The sequence below is a fragment of the Novosphingobium ovatum genome, assembly GCF_009909235.1.
GTDB lineage: Bacteria > Pseudomonadota > Alphaproteobacteria > Sphingomonadales > Sphingomonadaceae > Novosphingobium > Novosphingobium ovatum.
The window spans coordinates 221841-248834 of the sequence record NZ_JAAAPO010000001.1 but is presented as its reverse complement, the minus strand read 5'-3'; the positions used below and the strand labels follow the sequence as shown (position 1 = coordinate 248834).

Sequence of the window (26994 nt, the reverse complement as noted above, 5' to 3'; positions counted from 1 at the left end):
TGTTCCATGGGGCAACCGGGCCACGCCGCATTGCATAAGCGGACAGTTTGTATTACTCACACGCCTGTCATGAGCCGCCAACTGACCATCTCTGCCTGCTTCTCGATCGCCGCGATGGCGCTGTTGGCGCTGTCCTCACGCTGTGGCGCGTTCGAGGAAGCCGCGATGCAGCGCGAAAGCCTGTGGCACCTCTCGGTCGAGGCGCCCTCCGACCTGCTCCCCGCCCGCCTGCTGCCGGCAACGCGCTGATTTCGCGGCGCTGACCGGCGCGCGGCGCCAAAAGCGCAGCATACGGCCCCAAACGCAACAGGCGCCGGAACCGGTTGCCCGGCGCCGACGCCTGTTGTGCGGTCAAGCCCGCTGGATCAGTCGATCACCACCGTCACGGCGCGACGGTTCTTGGCCCAGGACGCCTCGTCCGAGCCCAGCGCCACCGGGCGATCCTTGCCATAGCTGACCACCGTCAGACGGGCCGCATCCACGCCCAGCGACACCAGATAGTTCTTGGCCGCCGTCGCGCGACGCTCACCCAGCGCGATGTTGTAATCGCGGGTGCCGCGCTCGTCGGCGTGACCCTCGATCGTGGCGCGCTTGCCGGCGTAACGCATCAACCACTGCGCCTGCGCCTGCAACGAGGCGGCCGCGACCGGATCGATGTTATATTTGTCATAGGCGAAATAGACCGTGTCACGGCCCATCATCGTCGCCAGATAATGCGCAGCCGATCCCTCGGCCGGGCCGGGCGGGGTCTGCGGCGGGGTTTCCACCGTGCTGCTGGCCACGGCAACGGGTGGCGGCGGCAGTTCCTTGGGCGTGCTGGCACAGGCGGCCAACGCCAGCGCCGACACCGTCAGCGCGACCAGCGCGCCGTGACGACGGGCCAGTTGGGGCATGTTCGGCATGGTCTTCTCCTTAGTCAGTTGGGATAACCTAACCGGTTCCCCCCGGTCCGGAAAGTTCATTCGCGAATCGGCCCCCACGCGGGGTCCGATCCGTCAACAGGTGTGGGCAGGCGGCGTTCGTTCCGGCCGGTCAGATCGACCTGCCACAGGCTGGTACGGCCCGAATTCGCCTCTGTCCGAAAGAACTGGATGATGCGGCCGTTGGGCGCCCAGGTCGGTGCCTCATCCTGCCAGCTGTCGGTTAGATGGCGGAACGATCCCCCATCCACCGGCATCACCGCAATACGCAAATTCCCTGCGATGTGGGTAAAGGCGATCTGATCCCCGCGCGGGCTCCATTCAGGCGTGGCGCTGCGCCCGCCGAAAAAGCTGAGGCGGTGCTGATTCGTGCCATCAGCGTTCATCAGATAGATCTGCTGCGTGCCCGAACGGTCGCTTTCGAACACGATGCGGCGGCCATCGGGGCTATAGCTGCCGCCGACATTGATGCCGGGCGTATCCGTCAATTGCTGCGGCTGTCCACCGGCGGCGGCAATGCGATAGATATTGGTGTTGCCCGCCACCGCCATCGAATAGAGCAGCCACTTGCCATCGGGCGACCAGCGCGGGGCAAAGGTGGGGCTGCCGGTCTCGATCACCAGCCGCTGTGTGTTGCGTTCCACGTCATAGACATAGATGCGCGGGCGGCCGTTGAGGTACGACAGATAGACGATCGATTTGTAATCGGGCGAAAAACGCGGCGTCATCGCCATCGCCTGACCCGTGGTGATATAGCGGTGGTTGGCCCCGTCCGAATCCATGATCGCCAAGCGCTTCATGCGGAAATTCTTGGGCCCGGTTTCCGCGATATAGGCGATGCGGCTGTCGAAAAACGGGCTTTCCCCGGACAGGCGGGCATAGATCTTGTCCGCGCATTTATGCGCCGCGCGCCGCCAGTCAGCCGCGGCAAAGGCCCAGCTGTCATGCACCAACTGCTGCTTGAGCGCGATGTCATACAGGTTGCACACCACCGTCAGCCGCCCATCGGCCCCGGCGCTGACGCTGCCATGGACCAGCATTTCGGCGCCGCGCGCGCTCCACCCGGCAAATTCGGGCGCATCGACCTGCGGCAATGGCACCTGCGGCAGCGCGTCCGGCCCGGTCGGCTTGAACAGGCCATTGTTCTTGAGATCGGCCGTGATCACCGTCGAGATCGCATGGCCCAGCGCCGCTGTCCCGCCCGCGCTGGCCGCCGTGGGCACATCGGCCGGCGTGGCCATGGCTGGGATGGCGATGCCCAATGACTGCCACGCCGAATCGTCCGACACCGTGCCCGTCAGCGGCCCGCCCACAGGTTCAGGCGCCGCAGGCGCGGCGTTGACCAAAGGCGCGGGCGTGATGGTCTGGGCAACAGCGCCGCCCGCCAGCAACAGCGACAGCAGCGACACGGCAGGAAGGGCTTTACGCATGATCATTGGGAAAGGTTCCTGTCAAAGCTCCACTCGATGTTCTTCCATGCCTCGTAATATTCAGGAGGCAACTGAAAAGGTGCGGCAAGGCGCACCGCGCGAATGGCGTTTTCCTTGTGCAGATCGGCCTGACGGCGATTGGCATCGGTGATGCCACCCTGACGCACCACGCGGATCGGCCCGTTGATCGAGCCATCGCGGTTCAGGTCAAAGGCCAGCGTTGTTACCAGTTCGTCCGTATCCACCCCCTGCGGCACGCGCCAATGGGGTTTCAATGAACGGGTGATCGCCCCCTTTAGCGCGGAACGCACATTCGGGCCAATGGTAGCGCCCGGCGGTGTCTTGGCCTTGCCGGTGTCGGCGCCCAACCCCTTCATAAAGTCGGCACCGATGCGGGTGCCGCCCGGCTTGTCCTGCGGCTTGGGACTGGCGGCGCTGCCGCCCTGACCGTTGCGGCTGGGGCTGGCCGTGGCGCGGGGGCCGGGGGCGGGTTGCGCGCGCGGGGTGGGCGCGGGCGGCGTGTGCGCCATCAACCGGCCCAGCGGATCGGGCACGGGTGTCGCGCGCGGCGCGGGCTTTGGCGGGGCGGGTTGCGGCTTTGGCGGCACCGGCACGGGCTTGGGCGGCGGCACCGGCATGGGCTTTGGCACCGGACGCGGCGGGAAAAGCTCCGGCTTGGGCGGCGCGGGTTTGGGCGGCACGGGTTTGGGCGGCGGGGGCGGCGGCAGCGGTTTGGGCTCAGGCTTTGGCTCTGGCATTGGCGCGGGGGCGGGCGGCGGCGGCGCGGCCTCTCCCGGTGCGCGTTCACCCAAAGTGGGCGCCAGATCGGGCGCGGCAGCCTCACGGCTGGGCGATTGCGAGGTCAGCCCGACCGCATCGCTGATCGTCACTTCCATCCGTTCGGGCGGACGGGCGCGCGGAGGCACAGGCTGCATCGCCAGCACGACGATCAGCGCCACATGCCCTGCCGCCGCCAGCAACAGCGCCGCGCCTTCAATCCCTCTGAACCGGGCGGTGGCCATGCGGATTACTGCCCGCTCCCCGTCGTGGTGGCAGGCGCTGGCGCCGTGACACCAGCCCCAGACGGCGCGGGCGCCGTCACGCCTGCCCCAGACGGCGCGGGCGCCGTCACGCCTGCCATCGTCACCAGCGAGATGGTGGTGATCCCGGCATGGTTCAATTCACCCATCAGCGCGACGACGCGGCCATATTCCAGCCCCTTGTCCGCGCGCAGCGTCACCAGCGGCATCTGCCCATCGGCCCCGCGCGGCAGTGCGGCGATCCGGTCGCCCAGCTCTCCGTTCGAGATCGGCGCGTCGTCCAGATAGACCGTGCCGTCCTGCGCCATCGTCACCGTCACCTGCTGCGGCGTCTGGTCCAGCGGCTTGGCCCGGCTGTCAGGCAGATGGATCGGAATCCCCGCCTTGAGCAACGGGGCCGTCACCATGAAGATGATCAGCAGCACCAGCATCACGTCGACCAGCGGCGTGACGTTGATCTCGGCCATGGGGGCGCGGCCACCCCGGCCCCGGCCCCGCTTGCGATAGGAATGCAGGCCCATCGCCATCGGCTTACATCCCATCCAGTTCGCGCGACAGCGTGGCGTGGAACCGGTCGGCAAAGCGTTGCAGCCGCGCCTCGAACCCGTTCACCACATGGCTGAAACGGTTATAGGCGATCACCGCCGGAATGGCCGCGAACAGGCCGATGGCGGTGGCAAACAGCGCCTCGGAAATGCCGGGGGCGACGACCGCCAGCGAGGAATTCTGTTGCTGCCCGATCTGGAAAAAGCTGTTCATGATGCCCCACACCGTGCCGAACAGGCCGACAAAGGGCGCGACCGATCCCACCGTCGCCAGAAAGTTCAGCCGATCGCCCAGACGCTCGCTCTCCTGCGCCACCACGCTGTCCATCACGGCGGCCAGACGCGCGCGCGCGCCCTCACGGTCCACCTTGCCACCAACGCTGCGGCGCCATTCGGACAGGGCCGCGCTCACCACCTTGGCCACCGGCAGATCAGCCGTCTTGCCGCCGGAACGGGCGTTCTGGAACGCGTCAATGTCGCGCGCCTTCCAGAACTCGGCCTCGTACTCATCGCTGCCCCGGCGCAGCACGCTGACGCGGATGCCAAACGAGAGGATGATCATCCAGCCCCAAACACTGGCCGCCGCCAGCGCCGCCAGCACGCATTTGACCACGATGTCCGCGTTCATGAACAGCGCCAGCGGATCAAGATGCGAAGGCGCGCCGCCCCCGGCAGGCAGCGAGGCGGCGGCAAGGGAAAGCAGCGAAAGGTCGGTCATGTGTGGCTCTGGCCTTTGGACATCAGGACGGGTTGGTGGCCGCGTGGGCGGCCATGAATTGGGCAAAAGCCGCGCGCCAAGGCGCAGGCTGGCGGCGCGGGCGGCCATCGGGCGCGACAAAGCCGACCCGCACGCTGGCCTGTGCCAACAGCACGTCGCCCCTGAACGCAAGCTGACGCATGCGACAGGAGGCCGCGCCCAGCTCCTCGACGCTGCTGCGCACCACCACCACATCGTCCAGCTTGGCCGGACTGGCGTAACGGATGGTCATCTCGGCGACGGCATAGGCACCCTCGCCCGCCTCGACCGCGGCGCGCTGATCAATGCCCAGCAGGCGCAGCAGGTCAGAGCGCGCGCGTTCGAACCATTTGAGATAATTGGCATGATATACCACGCCCGACAGGTCGGTATCCTCGTAAAAGGCGCGCACGGTATACAGGTGCGTCGGCCCGTCGAGGGCGCCGGAGGGTGGGGGCGGTGGCTGGCTCATCGTGACACAGGGGTCTAGACGCAAGCCGCCCATCCCCGCAAGGGCGCTCACCCGTTCCGGCGCGGATTTTTCAGGCCGAAATCATCCGCCCCAGCGGCGCGCCGCCAAACAGGTGGATGTGCAGATGGGGCACTTCCTGCCCGCCATCCACGCCGATATTGGCCAACAGGCGATAGCCCGGATCGACCAGACCCAGTTCCCGCGCCACATGTCCCACCGCGCGCACATAACCCGCGATCAAATCGGCGGGCGCATGGGCGGAAAAGTCATCCCAGCTGACATAGGGCCCCTTGGGGATCACCAGCACATGCACCGGCGCCTGCGGGGCGATGTCGTGGAAGGCCAGCGCGAAGTCGTCCTCATACACCTTGTTGCAGGGGATCTCGCCGCGCAGGATCCGGGCAAAGATATTGGCGTCGTCATAGGGCTGGCGGGGGTCGATCGGCATTGGCGGAAACCTTGTGCTGTGGTGGATCAGGCCTTGGGGCGGCTGGCCTTTTCGGCGATGCCGCTGGTGCCTTCGCGGCGGTCCAGTTCGGCGCAGACATCGGCCAACGCGACGCCCTTGTCCGCCCACAGCACCATCAGGTGGAACAACAGGTCGGCGCTTTCCCCGATCAGCCCGGCGCGGTCGTCAGCCATGGCGGCGATCACCGATTCCACGGCTTCCTCGCCCACTTTCTGGGCGATCTTGGGTGTGCCGCGCGCGCTCAGCTTGGCGACATAGGATGTGCTGGGGTCGGCCTGCCGCCGCTGGGCGATGGTGGCTTCCAGACGGGCAAGCGTGGCCAGAGCGGCAATGTCAGCGGGCGATTCCATGGCGCCAGCGATGCGGTCTCCGCACGCATTGGTCAAGCCATCATGCAGGCCCCATCCGCACCGACGGGGCCTGCCTGATCATTTCAGTCCTCGGGCTGGATACGCTTGCGGCTTTGCCCGCCAATATGGCCCAACATCAGCCCCGCCAGCCCCAACGCCATCAGCGAGAGATCCGACGTCCCGGTAATCGGCCCGCCCGTTTGCGCCAGCACCGGCTGGGCCAGCATCACACTGAGCAGCAGCCCTGCCGAAAGGTTAAGGAATGTCCGCATGGTTAACACCTCCCTGTGTCAGGATCGTTAACGCAAAGGCCGTGCCATTTACCAAAAAGGCCGAAAATGCGGGCGCGGGATGGTTAACGCCGCAGCCCGGACGCGCGGCATTGGTAAATTTCCCGACAAGGATTTGCCGAAAGGCGGCCTGCCCGTGTCAACCCCACCGACAATACGGCAGGGCGGCCAAAGCCCGGATCAATGCGCGCGGGCGGGCAATCCGGCGGCGCGCAATGCGGCATGCGCCTGGGCAATGGTGTGCTTGCCAAAATGGAAAATGCTGGCCGCCAGCACAGCGCTGGCATGGCCCTGCGTAACGCCCGCGACCAGATGGTCCAGATTGCCCACGCCCCCGCTGGCGATCACCGGAATGCTGGCCGCGTCGGCAATCGCGCGCGTCAGTTCCAGATCATAGCCCGCCTGCGTGCCATCGCCATCCATGCTGGTCACCAGCAATTCGCCAGCCCCCAGCGCGGTCAGCCGCACCGCATGTTCCAGCGCGTCGATGCCGGTGGCCTTGCGCCCGCCATGGGTAAAGATTTCCCAGCGCGAAGGCTCACCGGGCGCGTTCACCCGGCGCGCGTCGACACTGGCGACGATGCACTGGCTACCGAACTTTTCCGCGATGTCGCGCACCACTTCGGGGCGGCTGACGGCGGCGCTGTTCACCGCCACCTTGTCCGCGCCGGCCAGCAGCAAGGCGCGCGCGTCCTCGGCCGATCGCACGCCGCCACCCACCGTCAGCGGCATAAAGCACACCTCGGCCGTGCGGCGCACCACGTCCAGCAAGGTGCCGCGCCCTTCGTGGCTGGCGCTGATGTCCAGAAAGCACAATTCGTCCGCGCCCGCCGCGTCATAGGCGCGGGCCTGTTCCACCGGGTCGCCCGCATCACGCAGATCGACAAAGTTCACGCCCTTGACCACACGCCCATCGCGCACGTCCAGACAGGGGATGACGCGGACACGGACGGTCATCTCAGTTGTCCTTCATCGCCATGGCGATGGCGGCGGCCAGATCCAGCTTGCCCTCGTACAGGGCGCGGCCAGTGATGACGCCCTCGATCCCGTCCCCGGCGTGCAGCGCCAACAGGCGGATATCGTCCAGCCCCTTGACCCCGCCGGACGCGATCACCGGAATGTCCACGCGGCGCGCCAGATCAACGGTGGCGTCAATGTTCACGCCCTTTAGCAGACCATCGCGGCCAATGTCGGTGAAGAGCAGCGAGGCCACGCCCGCATCCTCGAACCGGCGGGCCAGATCCACCACCGCCACGTCCGACACATCGGCCCAGCCCTCGGTCGCGACAAAGCCATCGCGCGCGTCCACGGCCACAACGATCCCGCCGGGGAAGGCGCGCGCCATGTCCTTGACGAATTCGGGATCCTTCAGCGCGGCAGAGCCCATGACGACGCGGCTGACGCCCAGATCGAACCAGCCCTCGACGGCTTCGCGGGTGCGGATGCCGCCGCCCAATTGCACATGGCCGGGAAATTCGGCCAAAATCGCCTGCACCGCCGCCGCGTTTTCCGCGCGCCCGGCAAAGCTGCCGTCCAGATCGACCACATGCAGATACTGGCTGCCGGCATTGGCAAACAGCATCGCCTGCGCCGCCGGATTGTCACCATAAACAGTGGCGCGATCCATATCGCCTTCGGACAGGCGCACAACCTGACCACCCTTGAGGTCGATGGCGGGAAATACGATCATCTTACGGCTTCCATGTCAAAAAGCGGGACAACAGCTCCAGCCCATAGGACTGGCTCTTTTCCGGGTGGAATTGCACGCCCACGATATTGTCGCGCGCCACCGCCGCGACCAGCCCGCCACCGTGATCGGTGACCGCCGCGCTGTGATGGCCATTGTCGGGGACAAAGTGATAGGAGTGCAGGAAATAGGCCTCACCACCCTCGATCAGGGGCGCGTGGGCGGCGGGCAGGACATCGTTCCAGCCCATATGCGGGATCTTGATCGCGGGGTCCGTGCGTTCGATATGGCGGACCTCGCCGCCGATCCAGCCAAGGCCCTGCGTCACGCCATGTTCAACGCCCTGCGTGGCCAGCAATTGCATCCCCACGCAAATGCCCAGAAACGGCGCGCCGCCCTCCAGCACGCGCTCTTCCATCGCGGCGATCAGGCCGGGGATGGCGCGCAACCCCTCGGCACAGGCGCGGAACGAGCCAACGCCGGGCAGGACAATGCGGTCGGCGCCGCGCACAACCTCAGGGTCGGCCGTCACACGCACGCCCTGCGCGCCCGCCGCCTTCAGCGCATTGGCCACCGAATGCAGATTGCCTGCGCCATAATCGATCAGCGCCAGAACCTCAGCCATGGTCTGCCCCGTCAGCCTGCCAGCGAACCGTCACCCAGCAACCCCTTGGTGCTGGGGATGGCGCCGCCCTTGCGCGGGTCCAGTTCCACCGCCGTCCGCATCGCGCGGGCAAGGCCCTTGTAGACGCCCTCGATGATGTGGTGGTTGTTGCTGCCGTACAGCAATTCGATGTGCAGCGTGATGCCACAGGCCTGCGCAAAGGACTGGAACCAGTGCTCGAACAGCTCGGTGTCCATTTCGCCCAGACGGGGCTGCGAGAACGGCACCTTCCACACCAGCCACGGACGGCCAGAGATGTCCAGCGCCACGCGGGCCAGCGCCTCGTCCATGGGGGAATAGACCTGACCATAGCGGCCAATCCCGCCCTTGTCGCCCAGCGCCTGTGCGATGCACTGGCCCAGCGCGATGGCGCAATCCTCGGTCGTGTGGTGTTGATCGACATGCAGGTCGCCCTTGATATGGACGGTCATGTCGATCAGCGAATGGCGCGAGAACTGCTCGACCATGTGGTCAAGGAAGCCGATGCCGGTCGAGACATCATACTTCCCCGTTCCATCGAGGTTCACGTCCACGAGAATATCGGTCTCGTGCGTCTTGCGGGCGATACGGGCGGTGCGCATGGCCTGCCCCTATACGCGCGGAGGCCCCAATGGCAAGGCCGCGCGCGCCCTTTGCCCGCCCTTTCGGGCCAAAACCGCGCCGATCGGGGCGGATGTGGCGCGCCGCGGGCAATCCCCCCTTGACCGCGCGGCCCCCAAGCGCCACTTGACTGCGCATGACTGACAACATGCCCGACAGCCTCATCCCCTATGACGAAATCGTGCAGGAGGCCCTGCGTGCGGTGGTCGGCCGTGTGCTGGGGCAGGTGGAATCCTCTGGCGGCAATCTGCCGGGCAACCACCATTTCTATATCACGTTCAAGACGCAGGCCCCCGGCGTCGACATCCCGCAGAACCTGAAAACGCGTTTCCCCGACGAGATGACCATCGTCCTGCAAAACAAGTTCTGGGACCTGCATGTTGAATCCGATGGCTTTACCGTGGGCCTGTCGTTCAACCAGCTGCCAGCCAAGCTGGTGATCCCGTTCTCGGCGATCACGGCCTTTGTTGATCCGGCGGTGGATTTTGGCCTGCAATTCCAGGCCTCGGTCGAGGATATGGAGCACGAACCGCATGAGGATGCGGAGAACGATTCGCCCGACGGCCCTGTCGCCGTTGCCGAGGATGGGTCGAATGTCGTGACCGTCGATTTCGGCCGCAAGAAATGAGCAAGGCGTTGCTGGGCAAGGTGTTGCGCGACAACGGAACCAAGCTGGTGGCCAAGGCGGTCGACAGCGTGGTGCTGACCGCCGACGCCACCAAGGGCCAGCAACGCATCAGCCTGCCGCGCAAGATCGCTGGCGCCGCGCTGTTGCGGGTGGCGACCAAATCGGTGCCCGGCGCGATCGTCGTGGGCGGCGCGCTGTTGGCCAAACATCTGTACGACCGCAAAAAGGCGCGTGACGCCGCCGCGCGGACCGAGGGCACGCAGGCTGCCCCCGCGCTGACTGACCAGCGCAAGGTGGACTGATCCCCTCTTGATCGCGGCCCCGGCTTGCGGCATCGGGCGCTATGCCTGATACGATCTCTGCCGCCGCCAATCGCCTGCAACGCCGTGGCCTGATGCTGATCCTGTCCAGCCCATCGGGCGCGGGCAAAACCACCATCGCCCGCCGCCTGCTGGCCGAGGATAGCGAAATCCGGCCCTCGGTGTCTGTCACCACACGCGCCCCCCGCCCCGGCGAGGTCGAGGGCAAGGACTATTATTTCGTCAGCCGCGATACCTTTGACCGCATGGCCGAGGACAACGCCTTTTACGAATGGGCTACCGTTTTCGGCAATTCCTACGGCACGCCCAAGGCACAGATCCGCGAAGGGCTAAAGGAAGGCCGCGATTTCCTGTTCGACATCGACTGGCAGGGCACGCAGCAATTGAGCCAGAAGGCCGGAACCGATGTCGTGCGCATCTTTGTCCTGCCGCCCAGCATTCAGGAACTGCACCGCCGCCTGTCGGGCCGCGGCACCGATTCGGCCGAAGTCATCGCTGACCGCATGGCCCGCGCACAGGCCGAAATCACCCACTGGGACAGCTATGACTATGTCGTGGTGAACGATGACATCGACGCCTGTTTCGCCCAAGTACGCGAAATTCTGGCCGCCGAGCGCATGAAGCGCACGCGCCAGACCGGGCTGATCCCCTTTGTCCGCGAGCTTTTGAAACCACAGGGCTGATTCAGCCTGCCGCGCGGATCATCACCATTCGCTGTGGGGTAAAGCCCAAGGCGGCATAGAACGCCTGTGCTGACGGATTGATCGCCCACACGTCCAGCGCCAGATCGCCTGACCCACGCCGCGCCGCCTGATCGCCCACATAGGCGACCAAGGCGCGGCCGATACGCTGCCGCCGCGCCGATGCGGCCACCGCCATGTGGTGACTATAGGCCCGCGCCCGCGCCGGGCCGAGCAGATGGGCGGGCCGCACCTGCCATTCCCACCAGACATAGGCGCATGGCCGCGTATCGGCGCGCACCACCGCCACCTGATGATCCGCCGCCGTCAGCCGCGCCTACCAAAACGCGACAGCGGCATCAGGCGCCAGTTGCGCATGAAACAAATGCGGCAAAGCGGCCGCATGTGCCGCCTGCACATCCGCGTTCAGCGCGATAATCCCGGCGATATCGGCCGCTGTGGCAGGATGGATCGCCACAGACATGCCAGAAACCCTGTGTAGGACCGCGCCTGTCGGTTTAGCCTTGCGCGTTCAGCTTGGCTTCCAGCGCGGCGATGCGGGCCTTCAGGTCCTCGGCCTCTTCACGCGCCTTGGCTGCCATCTGCTTGACCGCGTCAAATTCCTCACGGCTGACGAAATCCACCCCGCCGAACGTCTCACGCAAACGCTCACGCGCCGAATCGCGCGCTTCCTTGGTCGCGCCCGCCAGCGTGCCCGCCGCGCTGTTCATCAGCTTGACAAAGTCGGCGATCAGGGGGTTTTCGCTTTGCATCTTGGCGCCATTTTCCGTGTTTGATGGACATTTGCGCGCGGCCCGCGATCACCGCGCGGCCGCACCGCGCCCTAAATGGCGCTGCATTGCCCGCCGCGCAAGGGGGCACACTGCCCGCGCTGCAATTTGCCCCGCCTACAGCTTCATCCGTGCGACGACCGAGGATGTGGCCAGCCCGTCCGCCCCCGGATTGAGCACCAGCAATTGCCACGTCAGCACCCCGGCAAACAGCACCCACGCCAGATAGGGCGCCATCAGCCATGCCGCCACCGGCCGCACCCGGCCAAACAGCGCCATCGTCGCCGCAATGCCCACCGCAATCGCCAGCAACAGCGACAGCGATGCGCCGATCTGATGTCCGCCAAAGAACAACGGCGACCACACCAGATTAAGCAGCAATTGGGTGATGAACAGCATCACCGCCAAGCCACGCCCGGGCGCGGCCCGCGCCGCAATGACGATGGCCAGCGCCACCCCCATCATCAGGTACAGTACGCTCCACACCAGCGGAAAGACGATTGGCGGGGGATATAGCGCCGGTTTGACCAGCGCCGCAAACCACGGATTGTCCGCCGCGCTGCCCGCCAGCCGCCCGGACAAAAAGCCCAGCAGCATCACCCCCGGTACAGTCACCAATGCCCATCGCGCAAAACCCATGCGCAATTGCCACGAAGAAGCAATCTCGGTCATCTTGGCACAACGCTCCCGCGTCAGCCGGACACCATCACGGCGCCGGCGTCACACCCTCCATACGCGGACGACCCGCGCAGCCTGAACCATGCAGGGAATCCCCACAGGCCCTCTCAACAGTGCGGAACCGGCCCGCACCCTCCTCAACCTCTCCCGCGGGGGCGTTGTCCGCCCGGCGCGTATCATGTTCCAGATTCCGGCGGGATTGCGGGGGCGAATCCGAATTCCCGCGGCCAGAAATGCTTAATTCCGTATTTACCCCCTACGGCCGGGCACGCAATGCGATCAAGGTCGGCCCCACCAAAATGGAGCCATTTCGCGCCCAGAGGAAGCAATGCGCTGGAATTGATCCGGTTCAGCCCTATTCCGCCACATCCCCTGCCGCCCCGACCGGACGGCCACGCCATGCCGAGATCAGGAATTCGACATTGCCTTCTGGTCCGGTGATCGGGCTTTCCACGATGCCATCGACCGTAAAGCCCAATCCTTCCACCCAGCCGCGCACCTCGTCGCAGACCCGCGCGTGCAACGTGGGATCACGCACCACGCCGCCCTTGCCCACCTCGGCCCGCCCCACCTCGAACTGCGGCTTGATCAGCGCGACCAGACGGCAATCGGGCGCGGCCAGCGCCAAGGGCACGTCCAGCACCTTGGCCAGCGCGATAAAGCTGGCGTCGCACACCACCCACGCACAGGGCGCGGTGATATGATCGGCGGTCAGGATACGGGCGCTGGTCTGTTCCAGCACAGTGACGCGCGGATCCTGACGCAGCTTCCACGCCAGTTGGTTGGTGCCCGAATCCACCGCAAAGACATGGTCCGCCCCATGCGTCAGCAACACATCGGTAAAGCCGCCGGTGCTGCTGCCGATGTCCATCGCGTTGACGCCGGTCGGGTCCAGCGCGAAATGGGCGATGGCATGGGCCAGCTTGATCCCGCCGCGCGACACCCACGGATGGTCGCGCCCGCGCGCCTCCAGCGGAGCGTCGGCGGCGATGGTCTGGCCCGCCTTGGCGATCTTGGTCTCGCCCGAAAACACCACGCCGGCCAAAATCAGCGCCTGCGCCCGCGCGCGGCTCTCGGCGATGCCGCGTTCCACCAGCGCCTGATCAACACGGATCTTGGCGGCGGGTTTGGGCTTGGGAGTGTGGGTCAAAGTGTGTCGCCGTTGGGAAGAATGGAGGACAAAGCGGTTGTCTGGGCCGCGCCCTCATTCCATACCGGCGCGATGAAGGCAAATCCTGCGCGCCGCGCGCCCGTCATTTCCACGCTGGTCCTGTTGTGCGGGGCCTGCGCCCTGTCCGCCTGTGACGAGGCGGCAGCCCCCGTGATCAGCGCGCCGCCGCCCGCGCCAGCGCCCACCGTTGCGCCAGTTGCGCCACCACCGCCGCCCGCCCCCACCGTGCCATGGACGCAGGCGCCGATCAGCGCGGGCGCATGGAGCGTTGGCAGCGGCGCCGTGCCCCCACAGGCGGCCTATCGCGGGGCCGAGGGCGCATTCGCCCTGCGTTGTGACCCGGCGCGTGGCGGGGTGGTGCTGGAACGCAGTGCGGCGGCGGGCGGCCCCGCCCCCTTCATCCCCCAGATCGAAATCAGCACCGCCACGCAAAAGCGCACGCTGAATGCCGCGCCACTGGCCACCGGCGGCGCGATCGGTGTACAGGCGGTGCTGCCGGTGGGCGATCGCCTGCTGGACGCCATGGCCTTTACCCGCGCGCGGTTGATGGTGGCGGTGCCGGGGATGACGCCACTGTACCTGCCGGCCGATCCGGCGGTCGGGCGCGTGGTGGAACGGTGCCGCGCGGGGGGCTGATTCGCCTCAGCCCAACGGTTGTTGATAAATGGCCCGGCGCAATCGGCCGCATACCGCCGAGCGGGCGCGCAACCCATTGACGCGCGGCGCAAATCACCGCCCCCTTTGCGGCGCGAAGACTCCATTCTGACGACAAAATATTTTGCCGCAAGACTTGTTGTGCAGGGGCGAATGCGACACATTGTGGCCAAGGCCCCAGCGCCTTTCGGTGCTGACCGGCCCCGTCGAATGGCGGCCCAGCCCGATCGCGCGGACGGTGATGCGTCCCGGTCCGGGCGGCCTCTTTCGGCTCTTGGCTCAACAGCGCGAAAGGAGGTGATCCGATGTCTCATGGTTCAGCAGAGAGGTCGGCAATCCGCAGCGCGAGGCATTATCGCTAATCCCTGTTCTTCCTGGCGATAAAGGCTTCGTGGGCGGCACTTTCCGGCCGCTGACCATGTGAAGGGCCATACCGCGCTGATGCCGGTGTGGCCCTTCTCACATCTGCCGTGCGCGCGCGTTGCCGACATGCGAAAAGCGGGCCGTTGCCAGCCCGCTTTCCACACGCAACAGGCGCCCCGCGACAGGGCGACAGGATCAGCGCGAAGCCAGCGCCGGGCCGGTTTCCCCCGGCAGCGAGCCGGCGGCAAAGGCCATGCACACCGCGCCCTTTTTCTGCACGGTGCCGCATTTTTGCGCGGCGGCCACGGCGGTATAGCCCTTGACCTGCACGCGCCAGAAATTGCGACCATTGACCACGGCCTTGGCGATGACGATCTCGCGGCCGCGCAGATCGGCGTCGCGCTGGGCAAAGGTCGCGCGGGCGCGTTCGGCATTGGCCGCGCTGGAAAACGAGCCCAACTGGACCGCATGGGCCCCGCTGTCACCGGCCGCTGCCGGCGCAGGCTTGGCCGAGACCGGCTTGGTGGCCAGCGCGACATTGGCCATCGCCACGCGCATCGGGCGGGTCTTGGCCGCGACGCGGACCGGCTTGGGCGCGATGGCCGCCGGGGCCGCGTCCACCGGCGCGGCATCAGCCAGCGCGGCGTCCGGCTTGGGCTTGGTCTTGCCCGTCTTGGGACCCAACTTGGCGTTGGCCTTGGCCAGACGTTTGGCGGCAACGGGGGCCGGGGCGGCCTTGAGCGGCACCGGCTGGAAGACCGGGGCCGGCGCGGCCGCCATCATCGGCGCAGGCGCCACAGGCTCAACCGTGGCAGGCAGTTCGGCCGCAGGCACAGGCTGTGCAACGGCGGCAGGCATCGGCGCAGGTTCAGGCGCGGCGGCGGCCAGTTGCACGCCGTTCTGCTGGCCGCTCAACGCCAGAGCGACCGGCATGCCGGCGTCTTCACGCGCGGGCACGCCCAGCAATTGGGCAACGCGGTCCTTGGCCGCTTCGGGACGGGCCAGTTGCGCCCATTCGGTCATGCGCGCATCCACTTGCGCGGCAGGCAGATCCATCGCCACCAGATTGCGCGCTTCGCCCCATTTGCCGTCCAGCGCATAGGCATAGGCCAGATTGGCCCGCAACTTGTCCGAACGCTCGCCAGCGCGCACCGCGTCCAGCAGCACCGCAACACCACGGCCCGGCTCACCGGCCAACGCCAGCGCCAGCCCCAGATCGGCCGCGGGCACATCGGCCTTGGCACGGTCCAGCAGGGCGATGGCATCGCTCGAATGGCCCGAGGCGACCTCGGCCAGCGAGAGCATCAGCAGCGTGCGGCCCGAGGTGTCACCCAACGTCATGGCATCGCTCAGCGCCGTTTCGGCCGATTGATAACGCCCCGCCTTGAGATAGGCGCGACCCAGTGCGACGCGGGTGGCAACGTCACGCGGACTGGCCTGCACAGCCGATTCAGCCATGGCCACCGCCGCATCGGCCGCGCCGCCCGTCAGCGTGGTACCGGCACCGCCCGCAGCGGCCTGCGCCGATACGGGCGCACCCATCGCCATCAGCGCCAGCGCCAGACCAGCGCTGGAGGCCAAGGGCAGCAGCAGCCCCGAACGGGCGGGGCGGCGGTGAGGAATGAAGCACTTAGCAGTCATCGTCGGTATCCCTGCCATCCTGGGCAAAAGCCGGGGTGAATCAATTATCCGCACGATCCGCCGGAAACATTGATCCCAAACGGACGCATGAATTTCTGCGGGAAACATTGCAGAACGTTCCTAATTTTGGGTTAATGCCGACCTGCTCCGTGGTAATTTTGGTAAGGATTGGCGCGGAGAAAGAATTTGATAACCATGTGCTGTCAAACGGGCGGGAATGGTTGCCGGAAACTGAACGCGCCCACACGCTATTGGCCGCAGCCAGCACAGGCTGAATCTTCGGCTGGGGCAGGACGAAAGGTGTTACAATGCAGCAGCAGCATCGCTTTTTGGATGACGCATTTGCAACGGGTTGGCGCGCATTGCGACCGATGGCGCTGGCAGGTGTGGCGGGGCTGTGGCTGCTGGGCGCGCCGGCAATGGCCGATGTAAAGGCGGGGGCCGACGCATGGGTGCGCGGCGATTCGGCGATGCGGGCGGGCGATTCGGCCACGGCTACGCGCGAATTTGGTGCAGCGGTGAAAGAATGGACCCCGCTGGCCGAACGCGGCGATGCTGATGCGCAATTCAATCTGGCACAGGCGTACAAGCTGGGACGCGGCGTGCCGCAGGATCTGGCCCGCGCCGAAATGCTGTATGCCAAGGCCGCCGGACAAGGCCATTTGCAGGCGGCCGACAATTACGGCCTGCTGTTGTTCCAGCGCGGCCAGCATGCCGCCGCCATGCCCTATATCAAGACCGCCGCCGAGCGGGGTGATCCGCGCGCGCAATACCTGTTGGGCATCGCCCATTTCAACGCCGAGGGCATGCCCAAGGACTGGGTGCGTGCCTATGCGCTTGAAAGTCTGGCGCAGCAGGCCGGACTGGCGCAGGCGCGTCAGGCGCTGGCGCAGATGGACCGCTTTGTCAGTCTGGAGGACCGCCAGAAGGCGATGTCGCTGGCCACCGAAATGGCCGCCCAGATCGAGGCGAATCGCCGCCGCCAATTTACCGCCGCCGACCTGGGCACGCCCCAGCCGATGCCAGCAGGCATGGCTGGCCCCGCCGCCCCAGCGCCGGTCAGCGCGCCGCCGCTGGCGATGGCCGCGCCGCAACCGATGATCGCGCCACAGCGCCCCGCGCCGCGCCCCGCGCCTTTGACCATTCCGGCACCGATGGCCGCGCCTTCGCCGATGGCCGCGCCCGCGCCGATGGCAGGCCCAGCGCCGATGGCTGGTACGCCGCGTGGCCTGCCGCCGGTGCCCACCCCGCTGCCCCGCACAGCAATGCCGCGCCCCGCGCCTGTCCCCGCGCCCAGCTTCCACGCGGTGACACCGCCGCCGCCGGTTGCCATGGCGCGCCCCGAACCTGCCCGCCCCGAACCGATGCGTGCCGAACCGGCCCCGCGCCCCGCGCCCAAGCCCGCCCCGCGCGCGGCAGAGGGTGGCCCGTACAAGATCCAGCTGGGCGCGTTTGGCGTGGCCAGCAATGTCGAAGCGCAGTGGAAACGGGCCAAGGCTTTCCCCGAAGTCGCCGGTCATCAGCGTCAGACCATCCCGGTTGGCGCGGTCACGCGCCTGCTGGCCACCGGCTTTTCCGAGGAGGCGGCCCGCGCCGCCTGTCGCAAGCTGACGGCCGCCGATATCACTTGCGTCGTGGTGCGCGACTGATCCAAGAGCGGGGCCATGGCACAAACGCTGGGCCCCGCCGATTTGACCGCGACTGACCGCATCGTCACGCTGGACCTGATCCGGGGTGTGGCGGTGCTGGGCATATTGCTGGTCAATATTGCCGGTTTTGCCGGGCCGCCCGCCGCCACGCTGTCCCCCGACATGCCCGCGCCCGGATCATGGGCCGATCATGCCGCCTATGTCGCGGTGTTCGTGCTGGCCGAGGGCAAGTTGCGCGCGCTCTTCAGCCTGTTGTTTGGCGCCAGCCTGTGCCTGTTCGTCGAACGGGTTGACGCGCGCGAACGCCTCGCTGGCCTGCGCCTGCCCAGTGGCGAGGAGATGCAGTTGCGCCGGCTGGGCTGGCTGCTGCTGCTGGGCTGGCTGCATTACATCCTGCTGTGGTGGGGCGATATCCTGTTCACATACGCGGCATGTGGCGTGCTGGCGCTGATGCTGCGGCGGGTGCCTTTGCGGGCGCTGTGGATTGGTGCTGTGGTGTTTTTCCTGTTGTGGCACATGGGCAATCTGGCGGCGGGCTGGCCGTTGTTACATGCCCCCACAGCCGTCGATGCCGCCGAGTTGACCCGCCACGCCCAGCAGATGGCCCGTGACATCGCGCAAGGGCAGATGGGGTTCTGGACGCTGATCGGGGACAAGCTGGCCCATAGCGCGCTGTTTCCGCTGGTGATGTGGCTGTCCAGCATTGGCGAGACATTGCCGCTGATGCTGATCGGCGTGGCGCTGTATCGCGGCGGTTTCTTTGACGGTGGGTGGAGCAGGCGGGCGTTGTGGGTGAGCGTTGGCGGCGGAATGGCGCTGGGCCTGCCGATGGCGCTGGGGCTGGCGTGGTGGATATGGGCGCAGGGCTTTCCGGTGCTCTCGATGCCGGTGGTGCTGGCCTATGCCGCCGGGCCAGAGCATCTGGCGATGGCGCTGGCCTATGCCGCCGCGCTGGTGCTGGCTACGCCCGCGCTGGCCCACAGCCCGATCGGCGCGCGATTGATCGCGGCGGGGCGCATGGCCTTCAGCAATTATATCGCCACCACAGTGTGCATGTGCGCCTGTTTCTATGGCTGGGGGCTGGGCCTGTTCGGGCGGGTTGGCCCGGCCGCGCAGATGGGCTTTGTCGCGGGCATGTGGGCGCTGATGCTGGCGTGGAGCGCCCCATGGCTACGCCATTTCCGCATGGGGCCGCTGGAATGGCTGTGGCGCTGCCTGACCGAAGGGCGTCGCCTGCCGTTCCGGCGCTGACTAGGCTTGCCTTGGACGGCGCGCGCGCCATATCCTGCGCCCCGCAGACAGGAGAGGCAGCATGACCGACGACACCCGCCCTTGGCCACAGGAAGGGCGCGAACGTCAGATCTATCCCAGCCCGGTGGGATGGGTGGGTACCGATTTCGTCGATAACGAAATGGAGTTGCTGGCGCGGCTGAACCCCAAAACGGTGATGATGATGGGCGACAACCCCGCCCTGCCCCGTATGCCCGAACGCCCCTGTCTGCTGGATTTCTTCCGCCTGCGCTTTGGCGAATTGACGCGGCGGCATCTGCTGGTCTCGGCCAAACGGGCGCTGGATGATGGGCAAAGCGAGACGGTGGTGATCGCCTGTCTGTTACATGACATCGCCAATGGCTGTCTGATCCGGTCAGACCACGGTTACTGGGGGGCGCAACTGATCGCGCCCTATGTGTCCGAAGAAGTGGCGTGGGCGGTCAAGTATCACCAGGCCTTGCGCTATGTACCCGATCCGGCGGTGGGCTATGCCTATCCTGACAGTTACCACCGCTTTTTCGGGGCAGATTATCAGCCGCCGGAATATCTGATGCGCGACGCGGCCGAGGCGCAGGGCCACAAGTGGCACGCCACAGCGCGGGCGGTGACACTGTATGATACGTATTTCTTTGACGATTTTCCCGATGTTGACCCGTCCGAACTGGAAGGCATCATCGCCCGCAACTTTCGCCAGCCGGCCGAAGGGTTGGGCTTTGACGGGTCGCCCGTGGCGCATATGTGGCGCACGATGATCTGGCCGAACAATTTCCTGTAATCGTAAGGACAGCGACCGATCAATACAAGGCAATACATGCGATAACCGACAGTCGGATGCGTATATTACTGTATTTCATTTGACGAAGCCGCACAATCGCATCACCCTGTGCCGCCAACAGGGGATGGAGGAAGAATTGCGCATCACGCAGCCGCGAAAGTCGGGGGTGTGGATCGCTGGCATGGCGTGGCTGGGCCTGACGCTGGGCGCGCCAGCGACCGCCCATGCCCAAACCGCGCCGCTGGAACTGGCCCCGTCCTCGCGCTGGAACCTGAATTACAGCGACGACAGTTGCCGCCTGATGCGCGAATTCGGTCAGGGTGAGGACAAGGTGATCCTGATCATGGATTCCTATGCCCCCGATATGGACGGCTATATCACCTTGGTGGGGAAACAGTTTGTCGGCTCCGACCCGTACAAGAAGGTCAGCTATGGCTTTGAGCCGGGCGAGCCAAAGAGCGGCGCGACCGCCATACGCGGGGTGATTGGCGCACAGGCAACGCCCTTGTTGATTCTGGGCATGGCCCTGCCCAAGATACAGGCGATCTGGCAAAATCAGGACATCCTGTTTCGCCTGACGCCCACCAGCGGCCGCGCCATGACGCTGAAAGTGGGCCCCATGGCCGAGGTGGCCAAGGCGCTGAACACCTGCACCGCCGCGCTGGTGACGCAATGGGGCTTTACCCCCGAACAACAGGCCGCGTGGAAGCGCCTGCCCGAACCGATCGGCGAGCCGCAAAAGTGGATGCGCGATGGCTGGGACTATCCGCTGACCGCGGAAATGCGCAATTTGAATGGGGTGGTGCATTACCGCCTGATGGTCGATGCCGCCGGCACCCCCACCCGCTGCATCCTGCAAAGCGAGACGCAGCCAGCCGAGTTCGGCAATGAGGTGTGCACGGTGCTGATGCGCCGCGCCCGGTTCAAACCCGCGCAGGACCGCGCCGGAGCGCCAGTCGCCAGCTATTTTACCGGCACCGTCCGCTTTTTCGACGATCCTGACCACTGAGCCCCGGTGACCACAGCCACCGGGCACAGGCACCGTTTTGCCTCAGTCCTTTTTGGCGAACGGGTTCTTGGGCGTGCGCAGGAACAGGCGCACCGGCACCGCGTCAAAGCCCAGCTCGCGGCGGATGCCGTTGACCAGATAGCGCTGATAGCTGACCGGCAGATCGTCCAGACGCGTGCCGAACAGCACAAAACCGGGCGGGCGGGTCTTGGCCTGGGTGATAAAGCGCAGCTTGATCCGCCGTCCACCGGGCGCTGGCGGCGGGTTGGCGGCCAGCGCATCGTCAAACCAGCGGTTGAGCGCGGCGGTCGGCACGCGCTTGCTCCACGCCGCGCGCAGTTCAAATGCCGCCCCCAGCATCTGGTCCAGCCCCTTGCCCGTGCGGGCCGAGACCGCCAGCAGCGGCAACCCACGCACCTGCGCCAAACCTTCGTCCAGCGCGGCGCGGATGCCGTTGAACAGGCTGCTCGCCTCCTCGGCCACGTCCCATTTGTTGATGGCGATCATCAAGGCGCGGCCTTCTTCCAGCACCATGCTGGCAATCTTCAGGTCCTGATGCTCCAGCCCGCGGGTGGCGTCCAGCAACAGCACCACCACCTCGGCAAAGTCGATCGCGTGGCGTGCATCGGCCACGGCCATGCGCTCCAGCTTGTCAGTCACCTGTGCTCTTTTGCGCATCCCGGCCGTGTCGATCAGGCGGACGGGACGGTCCTCGCCGGTCTTGGGATCGCGCCACTGCCAATCGATGGCGATCGAATCGCGCGTGATGCCCGCCTCTGGCCCGGTCAGCAGCCGGTCTTCGTTCAGGATGGCGTTGATCAGCGTCGACTTGCCCGCATTGGGGCGGCCCACGATCGCCAGCTTCAGCGGCGCCGCGTTCAGCGCTTCCTCGTCCTCGTAATCGATAGGGGCGATGTCGTCATCGTCCTCACGCTCGACGTGGGGCAGCAGCGCTTCGAACAGGTCGGCCATGCCCTCGCCATGCTCGGCGCTGATGGCAACGGGTTCGCCCATGCCCAGGCTGAACGCCTCATACAACCCGCTTTCGCCCGCGCGCCCCTCAGCCTTGTTGGCGCACAGGATCACCGGCACCGGCTGTTCGCGCAGATAACGCGAGATTTCCTCGTCCAGCGGAGTCAGTCCGGCACGCGCGTCGATCACAAACAGCGCGACATCAGCGCCCACCAGCGCCGCCTCGGTCTGGGCGCGCATGCGGCCGGGCAGGCTGGAGGGATCGTCCTCCTCCCAACCGGCCGTGTCGACGATGGTAAAGTCCAGCCCCAACAAATGCGCCTCGCCAAAACGGCGATCGCGCGTGACGCCAGGCTGATCATCCACCAGCGCCAGCTTCTTGCCAACGAGTCGGTTGAACAGAGTCGATTTGCCGACATTGGGTCGGCCGATGATGATCACTTGGGGTAACATTTCATGTTCCGATTGGCCCGAATGTTAGCCCTTGGCAAGGGCGACGATGCCGCTTTTCGCTCCATCTCGGCCAAACCGCTGCTTTTTCATGGTTAACGCCGGAATTGCCGGCGGCACAACGTTGCCGATTTGGTAACCAAACCTTGCAGGGCGGCCATAACGGCTGGGGGTTTATCCCAATATGCATGATGCAAAAGCCCTTCACCTCGGCCCGTCACACGTCCCGCCCCCTGCTGCGGGCGGTGCTGTGGCCCCTCGCCATCGGCTGCGCGAGCCTTGCCCCACAGGCAATCGCACGCCCCGCGATCGAGTTCGTCGACGTGCGTGGCGGAGGATCGACGGCGCTGCCAACCTATCTGCAATGTGTGCCTTATGCGCGGGCCGTGTCGGGCATCCAATTGTTTGGCGACGCGCGCAGCTGGTGGTCGCAGGCCGAGGGCCGCTATGCCCGCGGGACCACGCCGCGGGTGGGCGCGGTGATGACGTTCAAGCCGCATGGCAATATGGTGCTGGGCCATGTCGCCGCCGTCAGCAAAATCATCGATGCCCGTACAGTGTTGTTACGCCACGCCAATTGGTCGCCCATCGGCGGTCAGCGCGGGCAGGTGGAGGACAATGTCCGCGCGGTTGACGTCTCGCCCAACAACGACTGGAGCAGCGTGCGCGTGTGGTTCGCCCCCAAGGCGGGATTGGGCAGCACTGCCTGGCCGGTGCAAGGGTTCATCTATAACCGCCCCGTGCCTGCCGGCAGCCACGGCCTGACCCGCAAAGGCTGGCAGGCCGACCCGATCGGCGCGATCATCGCGGCTTTTGTCGGGCGCTGACCTTCGGGCTGATTATCGAACAACCGGGCGGCCGAGACACCGCCCCATTTTCCAGCCCTTGCCAACAGGGAGCGGCACAAGTGTGCCGGCGGGGTGAATGGGACCACCCGCCCGGTGCCTTGCGCTCGCCAAGCCTCAAGCGGTTAACAGCGGCCGGAAAAGACGAAGGCCCCGGACCAATATGGCCGGGGCCTTTTGTCATGCGCGAAACAGGTGGGCGCCGGGTGATTCGCGCGAATCACCTGACACAGGCAAATCAGGCCTTGGCGACCGGCGCGCTCTCGCCCAGATCCTCGTACCACGCTTCAACCGGGCCGTTCAGTTTGATGGTCAGGGGATTGCCCTTGCGGTCGACCGCCTTGCCGGCCTGAACGCGCACCCAACCTTCGGAAATGCAATATTCCTCAACGTTGTTGCGCACGGTGCCCTTGAAACGGATCCCCACGCCACGGCGCAGCAGATCCATGTCGCAGAACGGGCTTTTCGGGTCGATCGCCAGACGATCGGGCGGAGTGTCGGCACCGCCAGTGGCGGGGGTGCTGTCGGGCGTGTCAGATGCATTGTTCATGGGCATCGCAATAATTTTCAAAAAGTTCTTGTCAACGCTGGCGAACCCCATTAAAGGCGCGGCTCCCGGCAACGGAGACGCTTCGCAACGAAGCAACGTCGAAGCCAGTGGGCGCGTAGCTCAGCGGTAGAGCACACCCTTCACACGGGTGGGGTCACAGGTTCAATCCCTGTCGCGCCCACCATAAAATCCCGATAAAGCAGGATTTTATGGTGACCGATTTTACCGGGAAAATTTTCAAAGCAGAACGCAGCAGCGGACTTTGGACCGCAGGGCGAAAGCGTGGAACGCTCCCCCGCGCGCAGGGTAACGCCGCCCGGACGGCAGCGCCCCCATCCACGCCTCAGGCCAGTTCCGCGTGCTTGAGCCGATTTTTCACAAACCACCCATTGAGCATCGCGCTGGTGGCCGGAACCGGGCTCTGGTCGCTTTCGACCACCACCCATCCGGCATAGCCCTGCGCGACCAGCGCTGCATGGCAGGCGGCGATATCGACAATGCCGGCCTCACTCTCCAGTTCGCCATACCAGCGCGCCACCTTGCGCGCGCCGCCACCGGCCAGCATGAACTTGTCGGGAAAGGGCAACCTGTATTCGCCCAGCGTGTCACGTTCGAGCGCGTTCTTGAGTTGAACATGCACCAAGCGCCCGGCAAACCGGCCCATCAGCGCCACCGGGTCCAGCCCCATGATCGCCGCGTCCGCCGTGTCCAGCGACAGGCCAACCGTTTCGGGATCGCACAGGTCGAGCAACAGCGCCATGTCATCCCCGGTGCGAGCCATGGTCACGCAATCAAAATTCAGCGCCAGCTTTACCCCATGCGGCGCCAGCATCGCCCCCACCGCGTTCCAGCCATCAGCCGCCACCTGCATCGTGGCGAGGTCGACCGACGCCTTCTCGCTCCAGTTCGGCAGCGCGCGCACCACCAGCGTGTCGCCGCCCAGCGCGGGCAACAGTTCGGCATATTGGCGCAGCGTGTTCACAATCCGACCGTGATCGGCGGGGTTCAGAACCGACAGGCCATAGGCGCCTTCCTCGAAGATCGGCTCGGCAGGATTGAAAAGGAAGCTCGACGCGGCCTTGATGCCGCAGGCTGCCATGTCCGCACGCAGCCCTGCGACCGAGCCGTAGAACTTCTCGATCCAGTCCTTGCGCCCCAAAGGCTCCCATCGGCCGGAGCCGCAGGGGATTTCCACCGCGTCAAAACCGCTTATCGCCAGCGTCTTGAACGCGTTGGCATGAGCCTCGCGCAAGACGAAGCGGTCGTGGCCATTGTTCCACTGGTTCAGGGCATAGCTCCAGCGCAGGGTCATGCTGCGGCCTTTCCGTAAAAGATCGGTTCCAGCACATTTTGCGCATACCACATGGCCAGCGCGGTGCTTTCGGGATAGTTGCCACCGCCAACGTCGGCCTTGTCGTGCTCGACGCCGATCCAGCCTTCGTAGTTGTTTTCCTTCAGCGCCTGCATCAGCGCGGGGAAATCAACCAGCCCGCCCGGCGTGCCCATTTCCCAGAACCAGCGCGGCGTGGTGCTGGCGCAAAGCTCGGGGTCAGGCTGGCTGCGATAGTCTTCTACCGTGTCGACGTGGCGGGTATCCTTGAAATGGAAGCCGTTCACGCGCTGGGCATATTGGCGATACAGCGCCACCGGATCGACGCCTGCGATCACATGTTGGGCCGTGTCGATATACAGGTGCACATAGGCCGGATCGGTCAGCGCATAGAACTGGTCGATCTCGTCCTGTGATCGGATGCCGCACCAGAATTCGTGGTGGCAGCCCAGCTTCATCCCGTGCTTTTCCAGAGACATGCGGCCCACCGCGTTCCACAGATCAGCCAACACCTTGATGCGGTCGGCGTCCACCGGCTGCGTGTCGACATAGCCATGCGCGGGCATGACGATCAGGTTTTCAACGCCCAGTCCGCCTGCAAGGCCGGCAAAGTGATCCAGCATGCCCATCACGCGCCCGGCGTGTTCGGGCTTGTGGAGAGTCATGCCGGGGCTCGCCTGAGGCTGGCACCAGAACAGATCGACGATCTTCTCGATCCCGCGCTCGGCAAGGAAGGCGTTATACGCGGGCAACCCGCCAAACATCGCCGAGACCGCGCCCAGATTCCACGCGAACATGCCCACCCCGCGCAGACCAACGGCGGCGATCTGCTTGATAAAGCGGTCCATTTCCGCGCGGGAGGCAAACTGGTTGACCGGCCCCTTGGGCGAATCTGTTCGCCAGTGGTCGGCATATTGCCATTTGATTTTGCTCACTTTCCCCTCCGCCTCGGCACAGCAATGACCTTGCCTAGCTCGAATCACTTTATAGAATTATATTCTAATTACACAAAGGGGAATCGTTGACGCCTGCAGGCGCGATGTGATTGTGTTGACATAGGGAGTGAAGGGAAGCTCTGTTCATTCACCTAAGTCGCGTGACAGGCGCGGTATGGACAGATGCCCCGCACCACCTCAATTGAAGAGGTGTAATCCGCGCGGTCTTGAGAGTGCGGCATCAAGGTGAGTGGAAATGGCAAGGGCCGTCAAATCAGTAGCGGGCAGTGAAAACGCTGATGATGGTGCGCAACGATCACGCAAGCCAACACAGCCGCGCAGCCGCGCCTCACTCGATCGCATGTTGGCGGCGGCACGCAGGCTGATGGTGGAAAGGCAGAGCGAGGATTTCACCCTGCAGGACGTCAGCTTTCTGGGGAAAGTGTCTATCGGCTCGATCTACTTCCGTTTTCAGAACAAGGATGATCTGGTCCGCGCCGTGATCGGGCAAGATTTGGCACAAATGGCGACCGATGAAACTGACGCGATTGCCGCCTCGCTAAAAGCAGCCAGCAGCATTGAGGATTTCATTCTGGCCTACGTCCGGGCGCAGGCCCAGATCGTCAAGGCCCATGCCCTGATGCTGCGCCTTGCCATGCGCAAGGCTGCGGTCGATCGAGCCATGTCAGACGCCGGAGAGCAACAGGAAATGGCTGCGGTCAAACGCTTTGCGGCCGCTCTTGCGCAATATGGCGATCAGGCCCCGCCCAACCTCGAGATGCGCGCGCAGGTCGTCTTTCACGTGTTGTTCGCCACTTTTGCGCGGCATATCAGCCAGGATGCCCAGTCCTCCTCTCTGCAAAGGATGGAATGGGACGCCATGATCGACGAAATCAGCCAAATGATCATCAAATATATTCTGGCGTAATCGTGGTCTGCGGGCCTGCGCCGCTCGGCGCATGGGCCGCGCGCGGCCACCCATTTTCAGACAGCGCCCAGGATCACCCTCGCCGGACCCTCCACCGCAAATCGCTGCGTGGCCCCATTCGCCACCGGGGATCAAGGGATGCGCGCGCTC

General features: G+C 65.6%; 34 protein-coding genes and 1 tRNA gene. 12 read left to right on the top strand and 23 right to left on the bottom strand.

What is annotated here, in order from left to right:
- Positions 1-69 precede the first annotated feature (69 nt).
- A complete protein-coding gene (locus GTZ99_RS01135; RefSeq protein WP_161716447.1) occupies positions 70-249 on the top strand; it encodes a hypothetical protein in 180 nt (59 codons plus the stop codon).
- A gap of 116 nt (positions 250-365) precedes the next feature.
- Here GTZ99_RS01135 and pal read toward each other — a convergent pair whose 3' ends face one another.
- From pal to hisB, 13 genes are all read right to left on the bottom strand, one after another.
- Positions 366-902 carry a peptidoglycan-associated lipoprotein Pal gene (gene pal / locus GTZ99_RS01130; RefSeq protein ID WP_161716446.1) on the bottom strand — a complete coding sequence of 179 codons (537 nt, stop codon included), beginning with the start codon at positions 900-902 and terminating at the stop codon, positions 366-368.
- 56 nt (positions 903-958) lie between these two features.
- Positions 959-2350 carry a Tol-Pal system beta propeller repeat protein TolB gene (gene tolB / locus GTZ99_RS01125; protein ID WP_161716445.1) on the bottom strand — a complete coding sequence of 464 codons (1392 nt, stop codon included), beginning with the start codon at positions 2348-2350 and terminating at the stop codon, positions 959-961.
- Positions 2351-2352: 2 nt separating this feature from the next.
- Positions 2353-3372 carry an energy transducer TonB gene (locus GTZ99_RS01120; protein WP_161716444.1) on the bottom strand — a complete coding sequence of 340 codons (1020 nt, stop codon included), beginning with the start codon at positions 3370-3372 and terminating at the stop codon, positions 2353-2355.
- A 5-nt stretch (positions 3373-3377) separates the two neighbouring features.
- Positions 3378-3917, bottom strand: a complete 540-nt coding sequence (locus GTZ99_RS01115) for a biopolymer transporter ExbD (protein WP_161716443.1) — start codon at positions 3915-3917, stop codon at positions 3378-3380.
- A 4-nt stretch (positions 3918-3921) separates the two neighbouring features.
- Positions 3922-4653, bottom strand: a complete 732-nt coding sequence (tolQ, locus tag GTZ99_RS01110; protein WP_161716442.1) for a protein TolQ — start codon at positions 4651-4653, stop codon at positions 3922-3924.
- Between the two features lie 22 nt (positions 4654-4675).
- Positions 4676-5143, bottom strand: coding sequence for a YbgC/FadM family acyl-CoA thioesterase (locus GTZ99_RS01105; protein ID WP_161716441.1), 468 nt, complete (start codon positions 5141-5143; stop codon positions 4676-4678).
- 70 nt (positions 5144-5213) lie between these two features.
- Positions 5214-5591, bottom strand: coding sequence for a histidine triad nucleotide-binding protein (locus GTZ99_RS01100; protein WP_161716440.1), 378 nt, complete (start codon positions 5589-5591; stop codon positions 5214-5216).
- Between the two features lie 26 nt (positions 5592-5617).
- Positions 5618-5962: a phosphoribosyl-ATP diphosphatase gene (locus tag GTZ99_RS01095; protein ID WP_161716439.1), complete on the bottom strand. Its 345-nt coding sequence runs from the start codon at positions 5960-5962 to the stop codon at positions 5618-5620.
- Positions 5963-6045: 83 nt separating this feature from the next.
- Positions 6046-6234 (bottom strand): hypothetical protein, encoded by a 189-nt coding sequence (locus GTZ99_RS01090; RefSeq protein ID WP_161716438.1) that lies wholly within the window; start codon positions 6232-6234, stop codon positions 6046-6048.
- A 198-nt stretch (positions 6235-6432) separates the two neighbouring features.
- Positions 6433-7209 (bottom strand): imidazole glycerol phosphate synthase subunit HisF, encoded by a 777-nt coding sequence (gene hisF, locus GTZ99_RS01085; protein ID WP_161716437.1) that lies wholly within the window; start codon positions 7207-7209, stop codon positions 6433-6435.
- A gap of 1 nt (position 7210) precedes the next feature.
- Positions 7211-7942: a 1-(5-phosphoribosyl)-5-[(5-phosphoribosylamino)methylideneamino]imidazole-4-carboxamide isomerase gene (gene hisA, locus GTZ99_RS01080; protein ID WP_161716436.1), complete on the bottom strand. Its 732-nt coding sequence runs from the start codon at positions 7940-7942 to the stop codon at positions 7211-7213.
- Position 7943: 1 nt separating this feature from the next.
- Entirely contained in the window at positions 7944-8564 is a 621-nt protein-coding gene (gene hisH, locus GTZ99_RS01075; RefSeq protein ID WP_161716435.1) for an imidazole glycerol phosphate synthase subunit HisH, read from the bottom strand.
- An 11-nt stretch (positions 8565-8575) separates the two neighbouring features.
- Positions 8576-9184: an imidazoleglycerol-phosphate dehydratase HisB gene (hisB, locus tag GTZ99_RS01070; protein WP_161716434.1), complete on the bottom strand. Its 609-nt coding sequence runs from the start codon at positions 9182-9184 to the stop codon at positions 8576-8578.
- 155 nt (positions 9185-9339) lie between these two features.
- Between hisB and GTZ99_RS01065 the strand changes: the two genes are divergently transcribed.
- The 3 genes from GTZ99_RS01065 to gmk are packed head-to-tail and all read left to right on the top strand — an operon-like array spanning position 9340 to position 10834.
- Positions 9340-9831, top strand: a complete 492-nt coding sequence (locus GTZ99_RS01065; protein ID WP_161716433.1) for an SspB family protein — start codon at positions 9340-9342, stop codon at positions 9829-9831.
- Complete coding sequence (locus GTZ99_RS01060; protein WP_161716432.1) at positions 9828-10133, top strand: hypothetical protein; 306 nt, start codon at positions 9828-9830, stop codon at positions 10131-10133. The genes GTZ99_RS01065 and GTZ99_RS01060 overlap by 4 nt, the downstream gene beginning before the upstream one ends.
- 41 nt (positions 10134-10174) lie before the next feature.
- Positions 10175-10834: a guanylate kinase gene (gmk, locus tag GTZ99_RS01055; RefSeq protein WP_227711014.1), complete on the top strand. Its 660-nt coding sequence runs from the start codon at positions 10175-10177 to the stop codon at positions 10832-10834.
- 1 nt (position 10835) lies between these two features.
- On the opposite strand, the gene GTZ99_RS01050 is transcribed toward gmk, so the two are convergent.
- From GTZ99_RS01050 to GTZ99_RS01030, 5 genes are all read right to left on the bottom strand, one after another.
- The gene (locus GTZ99_RS01050) at positions 10836-11141 is read right to left on the bottom strand and encodes a GNAT family N-acetyltransferase (RefSeq protein WP_406818573.1); all 306 of its coding nucleotides are present in this window, start codon (positions 11139-11141) and stop codon (positions 10836-10838) included.
- 27 nt (positions 11142-11168) lie between these two features.
- Positions 11169-11315, bottom strand: a complete 147-nt coding sequence (locus GTZ99_RS01045) for a hypothetical protein (RefSeq protein WP_161716430.1) — start codon at positions 11313-11315, stop codon at positions 11169-11171.
- 34 nt (positions 11316-11349) lie between these two features.
- Positions 11350-11604: an accessory factor UbiK family protein gene (locus tag GTZ99_RS01040; RefSeq protein ID WP_161716429.1), complete on the bottom strand. Its 255-nt coding sequence runs from the start codon at positions 11602-11604 to the stop codon at positions 11350-11352.
- 135 nt (positions 11605-11739) lie between these two features.
- The gene (locus GTZ99_RS01035) at positions 11740-12294 is read right to left on the bottom strand and encodes a TspO/MBR family protein (RefSeq protein WP_161716428.1); all 555 of its coding nucleotides are present in this window, start codon (positions 12292-12294) and stop codon (positions 11740-11742) included.
- 361 nt (positions 12295-12655) lie between these two features.
- The gene (locus GTZ99_RS01030; protein WP_161716427.1) at positions 12656-13450 is read right to left on the bottom strand and encodes a TlyA family RNA methyltransferase; all 795 of its coding nucleotides are present in this window, start codon (positions 13448-13450) and stop codon (positions 12656-12658) included.
- Positions 13451-13522: 72 nt separating this feature from the next.
- Between GTZ99_RS01030 and GTZ99_RS01025 the strand changes: the two genes are divergently transcribed.
- Positions 13523-14107, top strand: coding sequence for a hypothetical protein (locus tag GTZ99_RS01025; RefSeq protein ID WP_161716426.1), 585 nt, complete (start codon positions 13523-13525; stop codon positions 14105-14107).
- Positions 14108-14683: 576 nt separating this feature from the next.
- Here GTZ99_RS01025 and GTZ99_RS01020 read toward each other — a convergent pair.
- Positions 14684-16129 carry an SPOR domain-containing protein gene (locus GTZ99_RS01020; RefSeq protein ID WP_161716425.1) on the bottom strand — a complete coding sequence of 482 codons (1446 nt, stop codon included), beginning with the start codon at positions 16127-16129 and terminating at the stop codon, positions 14684-14686.
- A 371-nt stretch (positions 16130-16500) separates the two neighbouring features.
- On the opposite strand from GTZ99_RS01020, the gene GTZ99_RS01015 reads away from it, so the two are divergent.
- The 4 genes from GTZ99_RS01015 (at position 16501) to GTZ99_RS01000 (ending at position 20834) form a co-directional block, all read left to right on the top strand.
- Positions 16501-17778, top strand: a complete 1278-nt coding sequence (locus GTZ99_RS01015) for an SPOR domain-containing protein (protein ID WP_161716424.1) — start codon at positions 16501-16503, stop codon at positions 17776-17778.
- A gap of 15 nt (positions 17779-17793) precedes the next feature.
- Positions 17794-19029 (top strand): DUF418 domain-containing protein, encoded by a 1236-nt coding sequence (locus GTZ99_RS01010; protein ID WP_161716423.1) that lies wholly within the window; start codon positions 17794-17796, stop codon positions 19027-19029.
- 61 nt (positions 19030-19090) lie between these two features.
- Positions 19091-19825, top strand: coding sequence for an HD domain-containing protein (locus tag GTZ99_RS01005; RefSeq protein ID WP_161716422.1), 735 nt, complete (start codon positions 19091-19093; stop codon positions 19823-19825).
- Between the two features lie 79 nt (positions 19826-19904).
- On the top strand, positions 19905-20834 hold the full coding sequence (locus tag GTZ99_RS01000) for an energy transducer TonB (protein WP_161716421.1): 930 nt from the start codon (positions 19905-19907) through the stop codon (positions 20832-20834).
- Between the two features lie 42 nt (positions 20835-20876).
- Here the strand turns inward: GTZ99_RS01000 and der are convergent, their stop codons facing one another.
- Complete coding sequence (gene der / locus GTZ99_RS00995; RefSeq protein WP_161716420.1) at positions 20877-22259, bottom strand: ribosome biogenesis GTPase Der; 1383 nt, start codon at positions 22257-22259, stop codon at positions 20877-20879.
- Positions 22260-22444: 185 nt separating this feature from the next.
- Between der and GTZ99_RS00990 the strand changes: the two genes are divergently transcribed.
- Positions 22445-23083: a CHAP domain-containing protein gene (locus GTZ99_RS00990; RefSeq protein WP_227711013.1), complete on the top strand. Its 639-nt coding sequence runs from the start codon at positions 22445-22447 to the stop codon at positions 23081-23083.
- A gap of 256 nt (positions 23084-23339) precedes the next feature.
- On the opposite strand, the gene GTZ99_RS00985 is transcribed toward GTZ99_RS00990, so the two are convergent.
- Positions 23340-23657 (bottom strand): DUF3297 family protein, encoded by a 318-nt coding sequence (locus GTZ99_RS00985; RefSeq protein WP_406818572.1) that lies wholly within the window; start codon positions 23655-23657, stop codon positions 23340-23342.
- 103 nt (positions 23658-23760) lie between these two features.
- Here GTZ99_RS00985 and GTZ99_RS00980 point away from each other — a divergent pair.
- A tRNA-Val gene (locus GTZ99_RS00980) sits at positions 23761-23835 on the top strand.
- 159 nt (positions 23836-23994) lie between these two features.
- On the opposite strand, the gene GTZ99_RS00975 is transcribed toward GTZ99_RS00980, so the two are convergent.
- Together GTZ99_RS00975 and GTZ99_RS00970 are read right to left on the bottom strand one after the other, a co-directional pair.
- On the bottom strand, positions 23995-24963 hold the full coding sequence (locus tag GTZ99_RS00975) for a sugar phosphate isomerase/epimerase family protein (protein ID WP_161716418.1): 969 nt from the start codon (positions 24961-24963) through the stop codon (positions 23995-23997).
- Complete coding sequence (locus GTZ99_RS00970) at positions 24960-25916, bottom strand: sugar phosphate isomerase/epimerase family protein (protein WP_201742329.1); 957 nt, start codon at positions 25914-25916, stop codon at positions 24960-24962. Before GTZ99_RS00970 ends, GTZ99_RS00975 begins: the two co-directional genes overlap by 4 nt.
- Positions 25917-26172: 256 nt before the next feature.
- On the opposite strand from GTZ99_RS00970, the gene GTZ99_RS00965 reads away from it, so the two are divergent.
- Positions 26173-26844, top strand: a complete 672-nt coding sequence (locus GTZ99_RS00965; protein ID WP_161716417.1) for a TetR/AcrR family transcriptional regulator — start codon at positions 26173-26175, stop codon at positions 26842-26844.
- The last annotated feature ends 150 nt before the right edge of the window (positions 26845-26994 follow it).